We start from the raw sequence: 17,487 nt of genomic DNA on the forward strand, positions 1-17,487 counted from the left end.
TCGTTGTTTACAAATATTGAGCTGTTAAGGAATACCTGAATCCGTGACGTGGATTTTCAAGAGGACGACAAAAATCGCGTGAAATCAAGTAAAATGGCGCTATCAGATGGACGAATCTGCCTCACCTACTTGGTGGTGCCTTCATGCGTTTTGTGATCGAAGAGTCAGATGAAATATTGACATCCCATTCTGGACTTGCTCTGGTTGGACTGCTCCTTGGCAAGACTCAACTATCCGCACGTCTCAGCCCTCCCTGTCCCAGGGCGCGCGTATACGGAAATTTCGAATCGAGATGTTGCCTACGCCTACCTGGGCCTCTTGTGTCAGGGGAAGAGCGACTTTGACCACATTGAGCCGTTGCGTCAGGACGAGTTCTTCCCTGAAGCGCTGACCATTTCCAATGTACCGTCGAGTCCAACACTACGCCAACGCCTGGATCTCGTAGCACCCGAAGAAAAATGTGACTGGCAATCGGTTATCCTCGAAGAATCAGCTGACCTATTGAGCAAGGTGGGCGTGTACCTTGCACCCATTGTACTGGGGGATGGGCATCGTGAATATCTACCGCTTGACATTGATGTATCCCCATTTGACAACTCAGGAACCAAGAAGGAGGGCGTGTCTCGTACCTATAAAGGGTGCGACGGATACGCGCCGATTTTCGCTTACTTAGGACAGGAAGGATACGCCGTTCACGTAGAGTTCCGAACGGGAAGTACACATTGTCAAAAAGGGGACCGCCGCGTTTCTGGCTCAGAGTATCCGCTATGCTCAACGAATTTCGGACAAGCGCCTACTCGTACGCTTAGATGCGGGAAATGACAGCGTAGAAAACTTAGTCGTATGCAGGGCCGACGAAACCTCGGCCGACTTTATCGTGAAGAAGAACCTACGTAAGGAGAACCCGAATGCGTGGTTGCTGACGGCTGAGCAACACGGTACCTACACAGAGCCCCGTGCAGGGAAGAAGGTGTACAGAGGGTCCATCCTGTCTCCAATGAAGGGACTAGAAAAACCGGTCCGGATGGTGTTTGAAGTGATTGAACGCACGATCCAGAGCGACGGTCAAGCATTACTCATCCCGAGCATTGAGGTAAACGTCTACGTCACGAGCTTGCCAGAGGCTCCAGAGGTGATCATCGACCTGTATCATGCACATGGAACGATGGAGCAATTTCATAGCGAGATCAAGACAGATTTAGATTTGGAACGGTTGCCCTCGGGGAAGTTTGCAACGAACGACCTTGTCTTGCATTTTGGTGTACTGGCATATAACCTGTTGCGCATCATCGGACAGGAGAGCCTGAGAGAGCAGGATGCACCGATTCGGAAGAAAGCAGAGAGGCGACGCATACGCACCGTGATCCAGAATCTCATCACGCTTGCGGCGAAAATGACGAGACACGCGAGGCAGACACGGCTACGATTCGGACGAGGTAACCGGTGGTTGCCCGTGTTTAGGCGACTATACGAAGCATTTGGATGAAGAAGGGAAAGAGCGTCCGATGTATCCACATGTGAATGCATCCCTGAAACGAAGGGGTTATTCACCTGCGGACAAATTCACAGACTCCTCTCTTCACATGCAAAAATGAACCACTCTGTTGACTGCTCGCCGACGCTTGGAGTCATGTTCAAAACTACCTTGACCAGTCTCTACAGACGTCACGGATTCAGGTCTTCCTTATTGGCTCTAATAATCAACTATTAATGATTAATCAAGAGTAATGATCTAAGTGTTTGATTTTGTAAGGAGAAATACTCTTGAAACGGGGGGCTACAAACAGGGATAGGCGGAATCAGTTTATTAAGAACGATTTGCCACAAAGATTAAAGGAGACTAAAGTGGCGCACACTATTCTTAGCACGCACGTCTGCGACAAATGCGCGTAGGCCACTTAGGGTCACCAACCAAGGAGACGTGTGCGGATCGACCGACAAAAGCGCGGTTTGAAGTACGTGTTTTCCCGATACCAGCAAGGACTTTCGGGTTTTGGCTCACATACGCACGTTTGAGGGGCGTGTGAGGAAACTCGTACGGGTTCAAGTCCCGTCCTCGACACCATACTATAAAAGGGATTTCGCGGTTTCAGCTGTTTTGCATTTGTTGGTGAAATTTTGACCCTTTTTGAAACGAGACGTGTGTGTACACACTTCACGAGACGTGACGCGGCTGACGTGTTGAACCGCACACGTTTTAGAGAGGAGCGTGCGCGTATGCGTAAGGGTTGTTCCTGTTAGGTATCAGTCGGTTGAAAGTTTACGTTACACAATCTGGGGAAAGGATGGTGATAAAAACGAGAGAGGCGTGAATTCAAAATGGAAACCAGCCGGGTAAGTAATATTTCGGAGCAGATCAAGCAAATTCACAAAGAGGGATATTCAACGTGGACCACGGGAGCTAAGGAAGGCATCGGAACGGCTTATTATGACCCTAGTCTGGGAAAAAGTCGATCTAACGTTTGGTACACATTGAGTCGTGGTGTTTTAACAGAGGTATATTATCCGACGGTCGATGTCGCGAATTTACAGATGTTGCAGTTTTTTATCGGCGATCCTCTCGAGTCGATTATAGTAGATGAGCAATCAGCTACGGAGCATCATGCTCAACTCCTTCAACATGATGCTCTTGTCTATCAGCAGCGAAACACGGCCAACAATGGAAACTATAGAATCAGTAAAACTTACATAACCGACCCCGAACACAACACCTTATATCTTCACGTATCTTTTCACGCACTTCGTGGCTCAGTAGGAGACTATGAACTATACCTCTATTTGAACCCAGTCCTAACAGGTTCTGCTGTCGATGATACCGCACATATTGCATTCTCTAGAGGACGGCAATATCTGTTGGCATCCGATGATACGACTGCCTTGGCTGTAGGGGCCTCGCTTCCATATGTAAAAGCAATGGTGAATGAGGTTGGGCATTGGGACGTTCGGGATACTGTGTCCGCCAAGGCACAGGGGGATGTTGCATTCATCGGGCAGTTAGATTTGGGGGCGGCCCGCGAATCCAAGGAGATAACGTTTACCGTCGCACTTGGCTTTGGCTCCACGGAAGCGGACGCTTTAACGTCAGCAGAGAGCACCCTTGGTCGCCCGTTTCGTGATGTGATGATACAGTATGAGTCCGGTTGGCAAAACTATGTACGCACTTTGGATTCTCCTCCATCGTGGGTCCCCCTGAAACAGTACTACGCAGCTGCAATGGTAGTGAAAGCCCATGAGGACAAACTGCACCCAGGGGCCATTGTTGCTTCCCTCAGTATACCGTGGGGCGACAATCTTCCCGCAACAACAAAAGGGACAGGAGGGTATCATCTAGTTTGGGCCCGTGACTTATACCACATTGCGACGGGATTGGCAGCGATTGGAGATACGGCTACGGCCATGCGTTCACTGATTTATCTTGACGAAGTCCAACAGAAGAGGGATGGTTCATTTCCCCAAAACTCTTGGCTGAACGGCGTCCCGTATTGGAACGGTTTGCAACTAGACGAGGCCGCATTCCCTATCTTGCTTGCGCATTATTTAGGCGCGTATGAACGTTATGAGTCTCTAGTGAAGCCGGCTGCCGATTACATTGTGGAACATGGCCCGTTCACCCCTCAGGAACGTTGGGAAGAAAATGGGGGGCTGTCTCCATCAACAATTGCCGCCGAAATCGCTGCCTTGGTCGTTGCGGCAAAGATGGCATCAGTGCAGAGGGACCTTGTCTCAGCTGCTGTCTATTTAGCGACTGCAGACAAGTGGTTTACTAGCCTAGACGAGTGGCTTGCCGTGCAGAGCGGTAAATGGTCTGACACCCTCTACTATATTCGAATTAGCGAATCCAGCAACCCAAATGACGGAGCTTGGATAGAGGTTAAAAACGGTGGAGGATGGTATCCAAAGTCAGAGATTATCGATGCAGGCTTTTTGGAACTCGTTCGACTTGGAGTGAAATCCCCTGACGACCCTCTGGTGATTTCTTCCTTGAACGTCATTGATGAGGTGATTAAGTGCGATACTCCCTTTGGTCCCTTTTGGTACCGTTACAACCATGACGGATACGGTGAACAAGAAGACGGATTGCCCTACGACGGAACAGGGATAGGTCGCTTGTGGCCGGTTTTGACTGGGGAGCGTGGTGAGTACGAAGTCGCCCTTTCAGCAATGGCCGGTACTAGAGTACCGAACAACGTCTATGGTGTGGAAAATCTTCTGTCGACAGTGGCATCGTCAGCGAATCAAGGGTGTCTCATCCCAGAGCAGGTTTGGGATAGGGAGGAAGTTTGGAACAAGCACTTGAGTCCGTTTAAAGGCACAGGCTGCGCCACTCCGTTGGTATGGGCGATGGCGCAGTATTTGCGATTGGTTAAGTGCATTGAACAGGGGCGTATTGTCGAAATGCCAATGGAGGTACGCAGTCGCTATTCAATGACTACTCCGCTCTCCCAGAACTTCACCGAGGAAACGCGCAAACCAACTGCTCTTTTCATTGAGTATCCCGCTTCTTCCGTCGTGATAGCTTCTAACGATTTTCAGGTCAAAGGACAAGCTGGGCCGTTCCATACCATCGTAATATGTTCCGGTTCCATTGTTGTGGGTCATACCACCGCTGACGCAAATGGTTCTTTCTTCGCTAGTGTTCACCTACGTTATGAATCCATCGGCACTCACGTTTTACGAATACTGGGTTATGACGGCGTAGAAACCATCACGGAGACGGAGATTCGTTATGAATACCGACCATTAGTGGTACTCGAGGTTATAAAACCAACCGATGACAGGGGGACTCCGAGGTTATGCGATTACCCCTTGAACCCTGTGTTTAAAAGTGGCGATTTCGATATGCGGGCGTTTGGTGTACTGGCTGACGAGGACAATGTTTACTTTCAAATTGAACTTGGCAACCTTGACAATCCGTGGTGCGCACCAACGGGTATATCGAAACAGTTGATCGACATTTACCTTGATATGGACGGAATACCGGGTTCGGGCCAGTGTCAAACAATGGGATTTGGGGCACAGTTCCGTTCCGATGCTGCGTGGGAGAAAATGATTCGTATCTCGGGAAGTTGGTGTGGCGAAGCTCATATGTACAACAGTGATTGGTCCGATGCCGGGCCGGTTTCCATACGTCCCAACTATGACAGCAACACGATTACGGTTACCGTACCCATCGCTCAGTTAGGTCGTCGTCCTGCCCGTGGATGGGGCTTCATGGTGTTACTTGGTGGGGAATGTTATGGTGCGGTTCGTCCAGTTCGAGCGACTGCAGATGAATGGGCCTTCGGATGTGCTTATGACATGCCAGTGCGCTTCCAGTTTGCAGACCTACTCGTGCCTGAAAACATCAGTAAAGAGGCATTGTTCAACTGGGTGCTTGACGATGGTATGGTAGAACTACCGATGGTGCGGATTTGAAAAACTCATAACAGATATGGGCAGCAACAACTCAGCATATATTTCTCTTCAGGATACCAAGGGGGATTGTGCGATGGTTGCGAAGATTGCCTATTTGTCGGCTGAATTTGGACTCTCTGAGGCGTTGCCGATTTATTCCGGAGGACTCGGTGTGCTCGCAGGAGACTATGTAAAAGCTGCCAGTGATGATCAATTTCCCATGGTTGCCGTAGGTATTTTGTATCGGAAAGGATACTTTCAACAGCGTATTTTGCCGGACGGGACCCAGCAAGCCGTGTATCAAGTACTAAATCGAAGTACATTACCAATCCAACGTGTCGTACACGAGGATGGCCAGCCTCTGCTCATTTCTGTTCCAATTTTAGGTCGGGATGTTCACCTAGCGGTCTGGTGCGCAAGGGTTGGTAGTGTTCCTGTGTACTTGTTGGATGCCGATATTATAGAAAATCAACCTGAAGATAGAGCGCTTACGGATAGATTGTACGGCGGTGGTGACGCAGAACGGATATGTCATGAGATTATTCTCGGCATTGGCGGGGTTCGCTGTTTGCGAGCGGTCGGAGAATCTCCAGCACTTTGGCACTTGAATGAAGGGCACGTTGCCTTTGCATCACTGGAAAGGTTGCGTGAGTACTCCGCCGCAGGGCTAGATTTTAGAACTGCAGTGGAAGCCGTGCGCGCCACTACGGTTTTTACCACACACACACCAGTAGCCGCAGGTCACGACTCATTTGAAATACCCCTGATTGATAAATATTTCGGTGATTTTTATTGGCAAGTTGGTGCTGAAAGAAGCGAGGTTCTTGACCTTGGTCGAATTGGAAATCGGTTTAACATGACACGTCTTGCATTCAGTTTGTCGGCCAAGGTCAATGGGGTAAGCAAAATCCACTCACGTGTTTCCCAACAGTTGTTCCATCAATGGTTTCCTCACATTCCCTCCGCAGATATTGCCGTAGAGGCTATAACAAATGGTGTTCACGTTACGACATGGCTCTCTCCGGAACTAAAAACCCTCTATGACCAATACCTTGTGCCGAATTGGGCTTCAAGTGTTTCTGACCAAAGTATTTGGAACGGCATCTATAACATTCCTGATGGCGAACTTTGGGCGGCCCATCAAGGCGCAAAAAAACGACTGATTGACCGTTTAAAATTGCCTGTTGACCTAGATGCTCTCTTCATTGGATTCGCTCGAAGGTTTGCAACATATAAGCGAGCAACCTTAATTTTGCGCGATTTGAACCGTTTGGAAGCGATTCTCTGCAGCAGCGAGAAACCAGTGTATTTGGTCTTTGCCGGGAAGGCCCACCCAAATGATGGGCCCGGTCAAGACCTGACATGACCTATGCAGTTGTCCCCAACAATTGGTTGGTTGAAAAGGGACAGAACCACCCGATTTCTAGATTGGGTGGCCAAAGTCTACGAATCAGTCTTGCAAAATCCTTTGCGACTGTGTCAAGATCGAGTGTAATCGAGTCTGGTTTATTTCTACTATGGACTCGACGTGTGTGGCAGCGGATGCAAATTAGATTGCGGATCACTTGGCCGTGGGTGCAATCCTCTTTGCCCGCTGTTTTTCGTTGTGCCCAAAGCAGATACCGAATGAGAGTTTCCGCCGTGAATAGCAGCGTCAGGTGTGCATGAATGTGGTTCTCGTTTTGTGAATGGCAGTTCAACATACCCAACTCTTGCTTGGCTGTACGAAACAGGATTTCAATATTCCAGCGGCGTAGCCATGCCCCAAGCACTTCCTGTGGAACGTCGTGACGATTACTCATCAGCAGATATGCACCCTTGTAGTCGGCCGCGGGTTCGTGGTCTGATTCGTCGGTTGTGTCGATCCTGCTTCGCTCGGTATCCTTAGACTCCTCCTTAACCCGCCAGCCAACCACTGCAGCAATGGGTGTGTACTTCATTTTTATGATCATTTGTCCTTTACGATTGCGTTTTTCTGTCGGCATCTGTATGTAGATATCCTGACAGACTACAGAAGCAACTTTCGCCTTGGGTTGCATCTTCAAGCGCGGATAGACTTCACGAATCAAATCTATGGGCTGTATGGGAACAAATCGTTCACGCCCGGTGCCCGGTTCAATGAGTCGACGGAACAGCTTCGTATTGCGTTTCGCCTTCGTGATCCAATCGAAATTGGCAGACTCGCACTGACGCAAGAATGGTTTGCTGAAGTACCAACGGTCCATAACAACCCACAATCGACACGATACTTGTTTGCGAACATCCTGAAGCATGCGCCATGCCAAGTCTAGTTTTGAAGACTCTTTAGCTGTCTCCGATTCTGGTTTCTTCCAGATGGAATAGGACCATGGGTACTCAACACCGTTTCGGCGAACAGCGTGTAATGCGACGATGTTCATGGCCCATGTGTAGGTTTTGCTGGAACTGTCGTAAAGCCAATAGAGAAAGGGGATTTTCTTCGCATATGGGTGTGGTGCATGCGTGTCGTCCAAGGCCAGAACATCGCCATTTGTTAGTGCAGTGTCTGTGTCATCCTGAAGCCTTTCAGTACGCTTATTGTTGAATACATCCCAACCGGAAAACCCGGTCAGAAACCGACTGAGTGCGGATTGCGATATCTTCTTCGCGCCGAGTGTCTGTTGCAGTAGACCGTCTTGGTTATAAAACGACGACAATGCATTCACCGAGGGAGAACGGTTAATTAATCCGACCACGTAAAGGAAAGCAAGGACCCAGGTCGCCACACCGCGAACTTTGAAAATGCCGGATTGAGATAGTAGCAGAGAGAGGTCAAAACGCTCCCACAGGGTACAAAGCAACGGTATCCCACCGACCTGACTGAACGACGATAAAACTTTGAACTTTGGTTTGCATAAATTCGCCACGCACAACACCCGAATCACTAAGAGGTAGGTAACCAGTACCTTCTCGGCGATTATTGCGGTGTTTTTGATTTGTCAAGTCTTTTCTTGTTTTCGAAATTCCTAATTCATACAACAACTGCATAGGTCATGGACCTGATTCGGCACATAACAGAAGTCTCGAAAATGGATCCGTTTAACGGGGGAATTTTTCTACTCGAAGACTATGACCTAGATATCGCGCGAAGTCTGGTTCAGGGTGTAGATGTTTGGCTGAATACACCACTCAAACCGATGGAGGCAAGCGGAACAAGTGGTCAAAAAGCTGGACTGAACGGTGTGATGAACTGCAGCATTCGTGACGGCTGGTGGGATGAGGGGGTGAGCAGCCTGAACGGGTGGGCCATTCCTGACTCATCTGAGGTGAGCCCACAAAAGCGAGATGAAGCAGACAGCCAAGCGTTGTACAACATCCTCGAGGATGCCATCATTCCACTCTACTACACTCGTGATCTTGGTCGTGTACCTCGAAGATGGGTAGATTGCATGAGGGAGTCCATACGCACCATTACCCCCTTGTTCTCTTCACAGCGCATGCTGCGCCAGTATGACGAACAAATCTACCAGCCAACAATCAAACGAGGAGGGCGCCTGGCTGAGAATCATTTTGCTTTAGCATCACAGATAGCGGAGTTCAAACACTTTATTTGCGAGAATTGGTCCTCAGTTCGAGTGTTGTCTGTCGATTTTAGGGAGGGTAGGGAACCGTTTAGCGAATATAGATACGGACTAGGAGAAGGCATGATACACAGTGAGGTTCTCGTTGAAGTCTATCTCGGCGCAGTCTGGTTTCAAGATGTCCGCGTAGAAGCTGTTGGCTCCAATGGAATGGGTGGCATATGGCGTTGCAGTTTGAGTTTCGCTGCAAAGGTCAGACAAGGCGTGTACCTCTATCGAGGCTTTTTTCACGGTACGGAGGAGAAGTGGCGGCAGTCCAATGCGAATGTACGCGTGTTTCCTTCGAGCATCAATTTTGCTTCTGAGTTTGAGTTGGAGTTGGCCAAGTGGGCTGACCCTAACGGGTGACCGGAATGGCCCACCGAATAGCCTACCAGATTGCAAATAAACTAGTTTTATACGAGATACTTTCCGTGTATTTTCGACCGCATTCACGAATATTTGGATAAGATTGTGCTTTCATTAAAAAATGAAATTGCTTTCATTTCTGTCGTGTTGTACGCATGTCGAAACACAGCGAACTTTGGACAAAGGAAATTCCAGTGCTTGCGCATAAATAAGACGACAATCGTCGTGCGAATGACTGAATACGTTACTAGGAGCGAATCATGAAAGTAGACGACAGAGAACAAGACAAGTGGATGGAGATTGCGAGAAGAGTCAAGGCAGGCGAAAAACAAACTGTGATTGCGCAAGAGCTAGGAATGGAAGTCACCAAGTTCAGGTACCGATTACGTAAGTTTCAGGGCAATTTCCGTTCGGACTCAGTGAGTTCTCCCAATCAGAGTAACCTAGACTCGGAAGCTGAGAGCTCTTTAACTCAAGGGACTTGCAATAATGAAGTGGAACCATCGTCCATCGACACACATTTGTTTGACGAATCGTGGAATCGACAGTGGCTGGTGAGTCGTCTAGTTCTGCTCGTTAAAGAACCACAGGTCCTGTTTGCGTACTGGGAAGTTGATGAACAAAAAAGGCGCCTCGTTTCCAAGCATTTCGAAACAGGGTGGGACCACCTTCCGTTCTATCTGCAGTTATACGATATAACTGACATCGATTTCGATGGCTTCAATGCACACCGTACGGAGAGGATTCAGGTGCATCCGTATGCAGATAACTGGTACGTAAATGGAATAAAACCACAGCGGAGTAATGTCATGGACTTCGGAACAACTACCCTGCGTGGAGACTTTTTCACAATTCTTCGATCGAATGTGGTGCAGACACCGCCGCAGCCATCCAATCGTTCGATGCAAGACGGGGTGTGGTTCGCGCCGCTCGCAAAGACCTCTGTCGAGCAGTCCCCAATCTTGGCTGCCGAAGACGCGTTGAACACAAAAGAAACTGTCACAATCGCAGCGGGGGTGCGACGACCATACCCGCGGGAATTTGACGGCTACAGCGTGCGCGCGGGGAGGAACTGACATCATGCCAAAAGGGTATCTAGCCATTGTATTGCACGCGCATTTACCGTTTGTTCGCCACCCTGAAAGTGAAACTTATTTAGAAGAACGCTGGTTGTTTGAGGCATTGACGGAAACGTATATCCCACTGCTTCAAACGTACGAAGGATTACTTCGAGACGGTGTAGATTTTCGCGTTACGATGTCGATTTCGCCGACACTCGCGGCAATGTTGTCTGATGAACTTCTTCAGGAGCGATACTCGCAGCATCTATCACGGTTGATTGAGTTGGCACAAATGGAAGTGGTGCGAACAAAGGAAATGCCTGAGTACTACTCTCTCGCTTGTGCGTATCGGGAGAAGTTTCTTGCCATTCACGATTATTATCTTTTCTACGAGAAAAATATCCTTTCAGCATTCCGTAAGATCCAGGATACCGGCAAACTTGAAATTATTACGTGTGCAGCGACACACGCGTTCCTGCCTCTTGTGTGGACGGAAGAAGCCATCAGAGCCCAAATTGCTACCGCAGTACATCATCATAGAGTGTACTTTGGCAAAGCGCCGAAGGGCATTTGGCTACCCGAATGCGGATATAAACCAGATATTGACAAAGTTTTAAAAGAATATGGTATCGAGTATTTCTTTGTTGATTCTCATGCTTTGCTGTCCGCAAAACCAACGCCCGTACACGGACTCTTGTCTCCGATCATTACACCGCATGGGATAGCAGCTTTTGCACGGGATGAAGACTCCTCTAAACAGGTATGGAGCATGACGGAAGGATATCCTGGGGATTTTGATTACCGCGAATACTATCGTGATATTGGGTATGACCTCGATTATGACGTAATAAAACCGTATATCCATCCCGAAGGCATTCGCGTAAACACAGGAATGAAGTACTACCGTATTACGGGAAAAAGTGACCACAAAGAACCATACAATTTCGCGAAAGCCCGTGAGAAAGCTGCACAGCACGCTGGGAACTTCATGTTTAATCGGGAAAAACAGGTGGAGCACCACGCTTCTCAAATGGACAGGCAGCCGATTGTCGTCGCTCCTTATGATGCTGAACTGTTTGGCCATTGGTGGTATGAAGGTCCTATATTCCTCGATATGCTGTTTCGAAAAATTTTCTATGATCAAGAAACGATAGAGACCATTACTCCTTCCGAATACCTAGATATCTACCGCGACTATCAGGTTTGCCAGTTGTCCATGAGTTCGTGGGGAAGGGGCGGCTATGCGGACGTGTGGCTGCGCGGGGAAAACGACTGGATTTATCCAGCGCTCCATACGGCAGAACAGAGGATGGTTGAACTCGCCAACACCCACACAAACGTGGATAGGGAGACGAGCAGAGCACTCAATCAGGCAGCGAGAGAGTTGATGCTTGCACAAAGCAGTGACTGGGCTTTCATTATGGACAATCAGACCATGGTGGACTATGCGGTCAAGCGAACAAAATACCATATCAATCGGTTTACTCGACTGTACGACATGGTGAAGACAAACAGTGTGGATGAGACATGGCTTGCTCGCATCGAGGAAATGGACAAGGTCTTTCCAGAACTGGACTACAAAAGCTATCAATCTAGTTACCCCGTTGTCCGTTACGAGGAGACCAAGAATAAACTCTGCGTGCTGATGTTGTCATGGGAGTTCCCACCTCTGACCGTAGGAGGACTGTCGCGGCACGTCTACGATTTATCCCGTTACTTAGTGAAAAACGGAGTTGAGGTTCATGTGCTTACGATGCATGTGGACGGTTGTGAAGCGAATGAAATCGTCGAGGGTGTGCACGTACACAGGGTTCACATAATGAAACCGGACGGTGGCGAGTTTATTCATTTTATCTTCCAATTGAATCTCATGATGGTAGATGCCTGCAGCGCGCTCGTAAAAAGTGGTCTCACCTTCGATCTCGTTCACGCTCATGATTGGTTGGTGACAGATGCGGCGCAAACCATCAAGCACTTATATAACCTACCTTTGATTGCCACCATACACGCTACTGAGCATGGACGAAACGACGGACTTCACACCGAGCTCCAGCACAAAATTCACCAGCAGGAGTGGGAACTCACCTACGAGGCTTGGCGCGTGATAGTATGCAGCACTTATATGCGCCAAGAGGTAGAACAGATATTCCAATTACCACATGACAAAGTGGATGTTCTGCCGAACGGCGTTGACAGAAAGTTGCTTACACCTCGACACGATGTGGAGGCTAGTAAGGCTGGATACGCGGATGATGATGAACAAGTCGTACTCTTCGTTGGTCGCTTGGTTCGCGAAAAAGGTGTTCACATTTTATTGGAAGCGGCTCCGGCAATCCTTGCCGCACACCCGAAGGCGAAGTTCATCGTTGTCGGCGCCGGGCCTGCAGAATCTGACTTTCGTCACATGTCAACTCAGCTCGGGTTGGGAAGCAAGGTGCTGTTCACAGGGTTTGTTTCGGATGAAGCTCGAAACCGCCTGTTACATAGCGCTGACGTCGCGGTGTTCCCGAGCCTCTACGAGCCATTTGGCATTGTTGCCCTTGAGGCGATGGCGGCTGGTACTCCGGTCGTGGTTTCTGACGTTGGTGGGCTTGCGGACGTCGTGCAACACGAAACGAATGGTTTAAAGATGTATGCCGGAGACGTGCGCTCGCTAACGAATCAAGTGAATGCACTTTTGGGGAATCCGGATTGGGCTCAGAATCTTGCAAACACAGCCATCTCGCAAATAGATCGGTACGACTGGGATCACATCGCGAAGGGCACAACAAAAATTTACCAACGGGTGCTAGTTGAACGAGAAACGGTACACGGGTGGCTGGAAGCAGCAAGTGCCACGTTGTCAGCAACGGCGGAAGTAGGGGACGCAGACGAGTCGCAATAGAAACCCGGATATCCGTAGATTGGTCTCCTAGGGAACTTCGTAGTCTCTAGGAAACCCCATTCAACTAGATAAAAGGCTGAATTTTCTTAGGTTTAAAACGCCATTGAAATGCGTCACCACGATTGACTAAATGGAGGGATTACGCATGAAAGCCGTCATCATGGCCGGGGGAAAGGGTACACGCTTACGTCCGTTAACTTGGCATTTGCCGAAACCTATGGTTCCGCTTTTAGATCGGACGTGTATGGAATACATCATTGATTGGTATTAAGTCAATAGAATGGACACCCCAAAACAGAGAAATTATAAGTTTTAATATTCTGATATGATGCCTGTTATCGTTCAGCTTGCTGCAGCTCTTATAGCGTGGAAATATCTTCTTTCGAATTCAACCGGTGTTAGAAAACCGATTGATGAGTGAACTCGTTCCCGGTTATACCAGACCTCGATGTATTCGAAGATCCGCCGGATTGCCTGTTCCCTCGTTTTGAACTTTTCCAGATAGACGAGCTCTCGCTTGATAATGCTGTGAAACGACTCGATGCACGCATTATCAAAACAGTTACCTTTGCGACTCATGCTACCGACCATCTTGTATTCTCGCAGCTTGTCCTGATAGTCATGAGAGGCATATTGGCTCCCACGATCCGAATGATGCAGCACGGTTTCTGTTGGGTCTTGGCGTTCGTATGCCTGCTCCAGTGCCCTGATGCACAGCTCTTTCGTCATCCGTGCTCCCGCACGCCAGCCCACAATCTTACGGCTATAAAGGTCCATTAGGCTAGCCAGGTAGACCCATCCTTCGTCCGTTGGGATGTAGGTGATGTCTGCCATGTACACCTGGTTGGGTCGCTCTGCTACAAACGTTTGATTCAGTACATTCTCCTGTACCGGATAATCGTGGTTCGAATACGTGGTCGCCTTGTACTTGCGAACGGTACGGCTCCTCAGTTGATTCTCTCGCATGATTTTGGCCACGGTCTTCTGCGCCACACGCTCGCCTTCCTGGCGCAGGATCTGCGTGATTTTAGGACTGCCATAAAGACGACGGGATTTCACGAATATCTGATGAATCCGCTTCGTTATTCGCTTCCGACGTTTGGCTCGCTTACTCTCAGGTCGTTCACGCCAGGCATAATACCCGCTCCGAGATACACCCAACACTTTGCACATCTTCTCAACCGAAAATTTGGAGCGGTGTCTGTGGATGAATTTATACCTTACTTCCGGTCGTTGGTGAAGATGCACATAGCTTTTTTAGGATTGCATTCTCCTCTCGAAGATCGCGTAGCTCTCGCTCTAAGTCACGAATTGTCTGAGCTTCTGACCTGAGGTTCCCACTCCCAACAAACGGGGCGGACGGATCCTCCTTATATTTCGACATCCAGCCATACAACGTCTTTTGTGATACGCCTAGCTCCCGAGCTACTTGGCTCGTCGTTTTCCCACTCTCCAAAGCCAATTGCACTGCATGAAGTTTGAATTCCTTGTCGTACTTCTGTGTCATGTGGCTCACCTCGAATCGCCTTATTCTTACATTCCCGATTCGTTGTGTCCACTATTACAACCTAGCACCAGATTTACTTAAACGTCATGGAATTTTCGAGATTGCGGTAACGGTTCAGTACTTGCCGCAGGTAATTAAGAACCATTTCGGTGATGGGTCAGAATACGGTGTTCGCCTGCACTACTTTGAGGAAGACGTTCCCCTGGGGACTGCTGGTAGTGTAAAGAATGCGGAAGCGTTTCTTGACGGTACTTTCGTGGTGATCAGCGGGGACGCACTAACGGATTTTAATTTGCAGCAAGCCATTGAGTTTCATCGAGCCAAACAGGCTATCGGTACTTTGGTCATGACACGGGTTGAAGTACCAGTTGAATACGGTGTGGTCATGACGGACTTAGAAGGAAGAATTACACGTTTTCTTGAGAAACCCAGTTGGAGTGAGGTTTTCAGTGACACAGTTAATACGGGAATTTACGTCTTTGAACCGGAAGTGCTTAGTTTCTTCCAATCGGGTGAGGTGTTTGACTTTAGCAAAGACCTCTTTCCGTTGTTGATGAAAAACAATCATCCGCTTTATGGATACGTGGCCGAAGGGTACTGGTCGGACATTGGGAACCTAGTTCAGTATCGGCAGTCACAGTTTGACATGCTTGATGGACTGGTAAACGTCAACATTAAAGGCGAGCGGGTACGTCCTGGCGTATGGGTTGGAGAGAATGCTGAAGTACATCCCCTAGCGTCTATCGAAGGTCCAGCTTTCATTGGTGAGGGCACCATCATATCTGAACACGCTAAGCTGAAACCTTACTCCGTTACCGGACGTTTTAATCGCATTCATTTCGGAGCACAGATTGAGAAATCTGTTCTTTGGAATCGCAATTCGATAGGTTCTACCGCAACACTTGAGGGAGCAACAGTATGTAATGGCGTAAAGCTCGGTGTGGCTGCTCGGTTGCAGGAGAATGCCGTTATTGGTGACAACAGCCGAATTGGGGACAAGACAGACATCCATACCAATGTGAAAGTTTGGCCGGATAGGTACATTGAATCAGAGACGATTGTCCGTTCTTCTCTAATCTGGGGCAAGACCTCTGCACCCACCTTACTTCAAAATGGTCGACGCAGTGGTGACTCGAACGTCGATGTAAACCCGGAGTTTACTACCACGCTGATTTCGGCTTATGCGTCTTGTCTGCCTAGAGGTGCCATGGTCACACTCAGTTGTGACGATGAACCTTATAGTAATGTAATGAAGTATTCCGTTTTATCCGCTCTTCTCGCTGCAGGTGTCCATGTGCAAGACTTGGGAAGTACACTGAAACCGCTGGCTAGCTTCGGGTGTCGGCTCTCAAGTGCAGAGGGAGGGGTTCATATCTTCGGACTTCGTGGAGGTAGCGGGACACGTACAGTAATCTGTTTCCTAGACCGACAAGGGCGGCCGATTTCGAAATCATTTGAAAGAAACATAGAGAGTGCATTTGCGCAGGAAGATTATGCTCGTCCTGGTGCCACTAAATTGGGACGATTGCAACAGATGCAACACCTTGCCCGTTCATACTTCAGTACAATACTTAACCATGTGGACAGAAAGGCGCTGCTTGAACGCAAGTTAAAAGTCGTGTACGGCTGTGATAGTGATATCGGTGTCCCCATAATTACGAGATTGCTCCAACAACTTGGGTGTGTGGGAGTAATGACGATGGAGCAAGAGGATGCTCTAGGACATATGGTGTCAGCAGTTAAGGCTGACGTTGGTGTATATGTTCGGGAGAACGGGACATCGTTCCACATAGTTACCAGCGAAGGGCAGAGTTTACTTGGCGCACTGCGCAAAACTATCAACTCTTTCGAGGAAACTGCTTTTTTACACGCTGTCAACACAAATGTCTCGAAGAATTTGGCGACACTCGCTGACCGTTCTACTCATTCCCAAAGGGATCACGGGTTGAAGGCAGATATGGAAGTTCCAATTTATTCGGATCGCGATGCGCTTTATTCACTGGCACTCCTTTTAGATTATCTGGCCAAACACGATATGAGTTTGCAGGAATTTGTTCATCAAACATGTCATATGGCCGAGTCAGACTTCGCTGAGCATTCGGCGCTTGCAGGCTTTGCATGACATGACTCAACTCTCGCAAACAGAACAATGTATCAACGTTTTCGTCCGTACCATGTTCCACATGATTGCGAACGGCTGCTGTCTGGATGCACCAAGGTTCCCTGTTCGTAAAAAGGCGTTCAGCGGAATGACCTATTTGCGCACGTTTGAGTAGCGTGTGAGGAAACTCCTACAGGTTCAAGTCCCGTCCTCGACACCATAGTATAAAAGGGATTTCGCGGTTTCGACTGCGAAGTCCCTTTTTGCATGTCTTAGCCGATTTTCCGTTGTTTTGTGACTTAATCTTCTTAACTGAGCGTTTTGCAGATATATAGGGGGTGTCACCTTTTGGGACACCTCCTTTTACCTATATATTTTTTGATTACAACGCTAGTTAGGACGAAATCCTAGCGCCAACAAGCTTACAAATAAACAGGTTATAGTTATTAACGGTACCTGTTTATTTATGGATACCAAGAGAGTGTACATAAGTACACGAGTTAATTCAAAAAAGTTAGTGTCGATGATGGGGAATGCAGAACGGTTATTACGCTCAACACGAATTAGGTTTGTCTCTTATGCAGTTAGACTTG

Annotated in this window: 8 protein-coding genes and 2 pseudogenes; 8 read left to right on the forward strand and 2 right to left on the reverse strand. The window is 48.5% G+C overall.

From position 1 onward, the window contains the following. Positions 1-143 precede the first annotated feature (143 nt). From NZD89_RS06695 to glgP (NZD89_RS06705), 3 genes and pseudogenes are all read left to right on the forward strand, one after another. A pseudogene (locus NZD89_RS06695) lies at positions 144-1,486 on the forward strand (IS1380 family transposase). A gap of 833 nt (positions 1,487-2,319) precedes the next feature. After that, positions 2,320-5,415 carry a glucodextranase DOMON-like domain-containing protein gene (locus tag NZD89_RS06700; protein ID WP_268006967.1) on the forward strand — a complete coding sequence of 1,032 codons (3,096 nt, stop codon included), beginning with the start codon at positions 2,320-2,322 and terminating at the stop codon, positions 5,413-5,415. A gap of 73 nt (positions 5,416-5,488) precedes the next feature. Next, a complete protein-coding gene (glgP, locus tag NZD89_RS06705) occupies positions 5,489-6,760 on the forward strand; it encodes an alpha-glucan family phosphorylase (RefSeq protein ID WP_268006968.1) in 1,272 nt (423 codons plus the stop codon). Position 6,761: 1 nt separating this feature from the next. Here glgP (NZD89_RS06705) and NZD89_RS06710 read toward each other — a convergent pair whose 3' ends face one another. Beyond that, complete coding sequence (locus NZD89_RS06710; RefSeq protein WP_268005159.1) at positions 6,762-8,213, reverse strand: transposase; 1,452 nt, start codon at positions 8,211-8,213, stop codon at positions 6,762-6,764. Positions 8,214-8,405: 192 nt separating this feature from the next. On the opposite strand from NZD89_RS06710, the gene glgP (NZD89_RS06715) reads away from it, so the two are divergent. The 4 genes and pseudogenes from glgP (NZD89_RS06715) to NZD89_RS29495 form a co-directional block, all read left to right on the forward strand. Continuing rightward, positions 8,406-9,341 (forward strand): alpha-glucan family phosphorylase, encoded by a 936-nt coding sequence (gene glgP / locus NZD89_RS06715; RefSeq protein ID WP_268006969.1) that lies wholly within the window; start codon positions 8,406-8,408, stop codon positions 9,339-9,341. A gap of 260 nt (positions 9,342-9,601) precedes the next feature. Next, entirely contained in the window at positions 9,602-10,417 is an 816-nt protein-coding gene (locus NZD89_RS06720; RefSeq protein WP_268006970.1) for a DUF4912 domain-containing protein, read from the forward strand. Positions 10,418-10,421: 4 nt separating this feature from the next. Continuing rightward, positions 10,422-13,286 (forward strand): 1,4-alpha-glucan branching protein domain-containing protein, encoded by a 2,865-nt coding sequence (locus NZD89_RS06725; RefSeq protein ID WP_268006971.1) that lies wholly within the window; start codon positions 10,422-10,424, stop codon positions 13,284-13,286. A 145-nt stretch (positions 13,287-13,431) separates the two neighbouring features. Continuing rightward, positions 13,432-13,548, forward strand: a pseudogene (locus NZD89_RS29495) (nucleotidyltransferase family protein); the annotation flags it as partial. A gap of 80 nt (positions 13,549-13,628) precedes the next feature. On the opposite strand, the gene NZD89_RS06735 reads toward NZD89_RS29495, so the two are convergent. Next, positions 13,629-14,793, reverse strand: a protein-coding gene (locus NZD89_RS06735; RefSeq protein WP_268006973.1) for an IS3 family transposase whose coding sequence is annotated in 2 segments (ribosomal slippage) — positions 13,629-14,538 and positions 14,537-14,793 — 1,167 coding nt in all. Because the reading frame shifts where the segments join, the coding sequence is not laid out codon by codon here. Here NZD89_RS06735 and NZD89_RS06740 point away from each other — a divergent pair. Next, the gene (locus NZD89_RS06740; protein ID WP_268008412.1) at positions 14,792-16,915 is read left to right on the forward strand and encodes a sugar phosphate nucleotidyltransferase; all 2,124 of its coding nucleotides are present in this window, start codon (positions 14,792-14,794) and stop codon (positions 16,913-16,915) included. The two genes, NZD89_RS06735 and NZD89_RS06740, sit on opposite strands and share 2 nt — an antisense overlap. Positions 16,916-17,487: the final 572 nt, after the last annotated feature.

It is taken from the genome of Alicyclobacillus fastidiosus, from assembly GCF_026651875.1.
Taxonomy (GTDB): domain Bacteria; phylum Bacillota; class Bacilli; order Alicyclobacillales; family Alicyclobacillaceae; genus Alicyclobacillus; species Alicyclobacillus fastidiosus.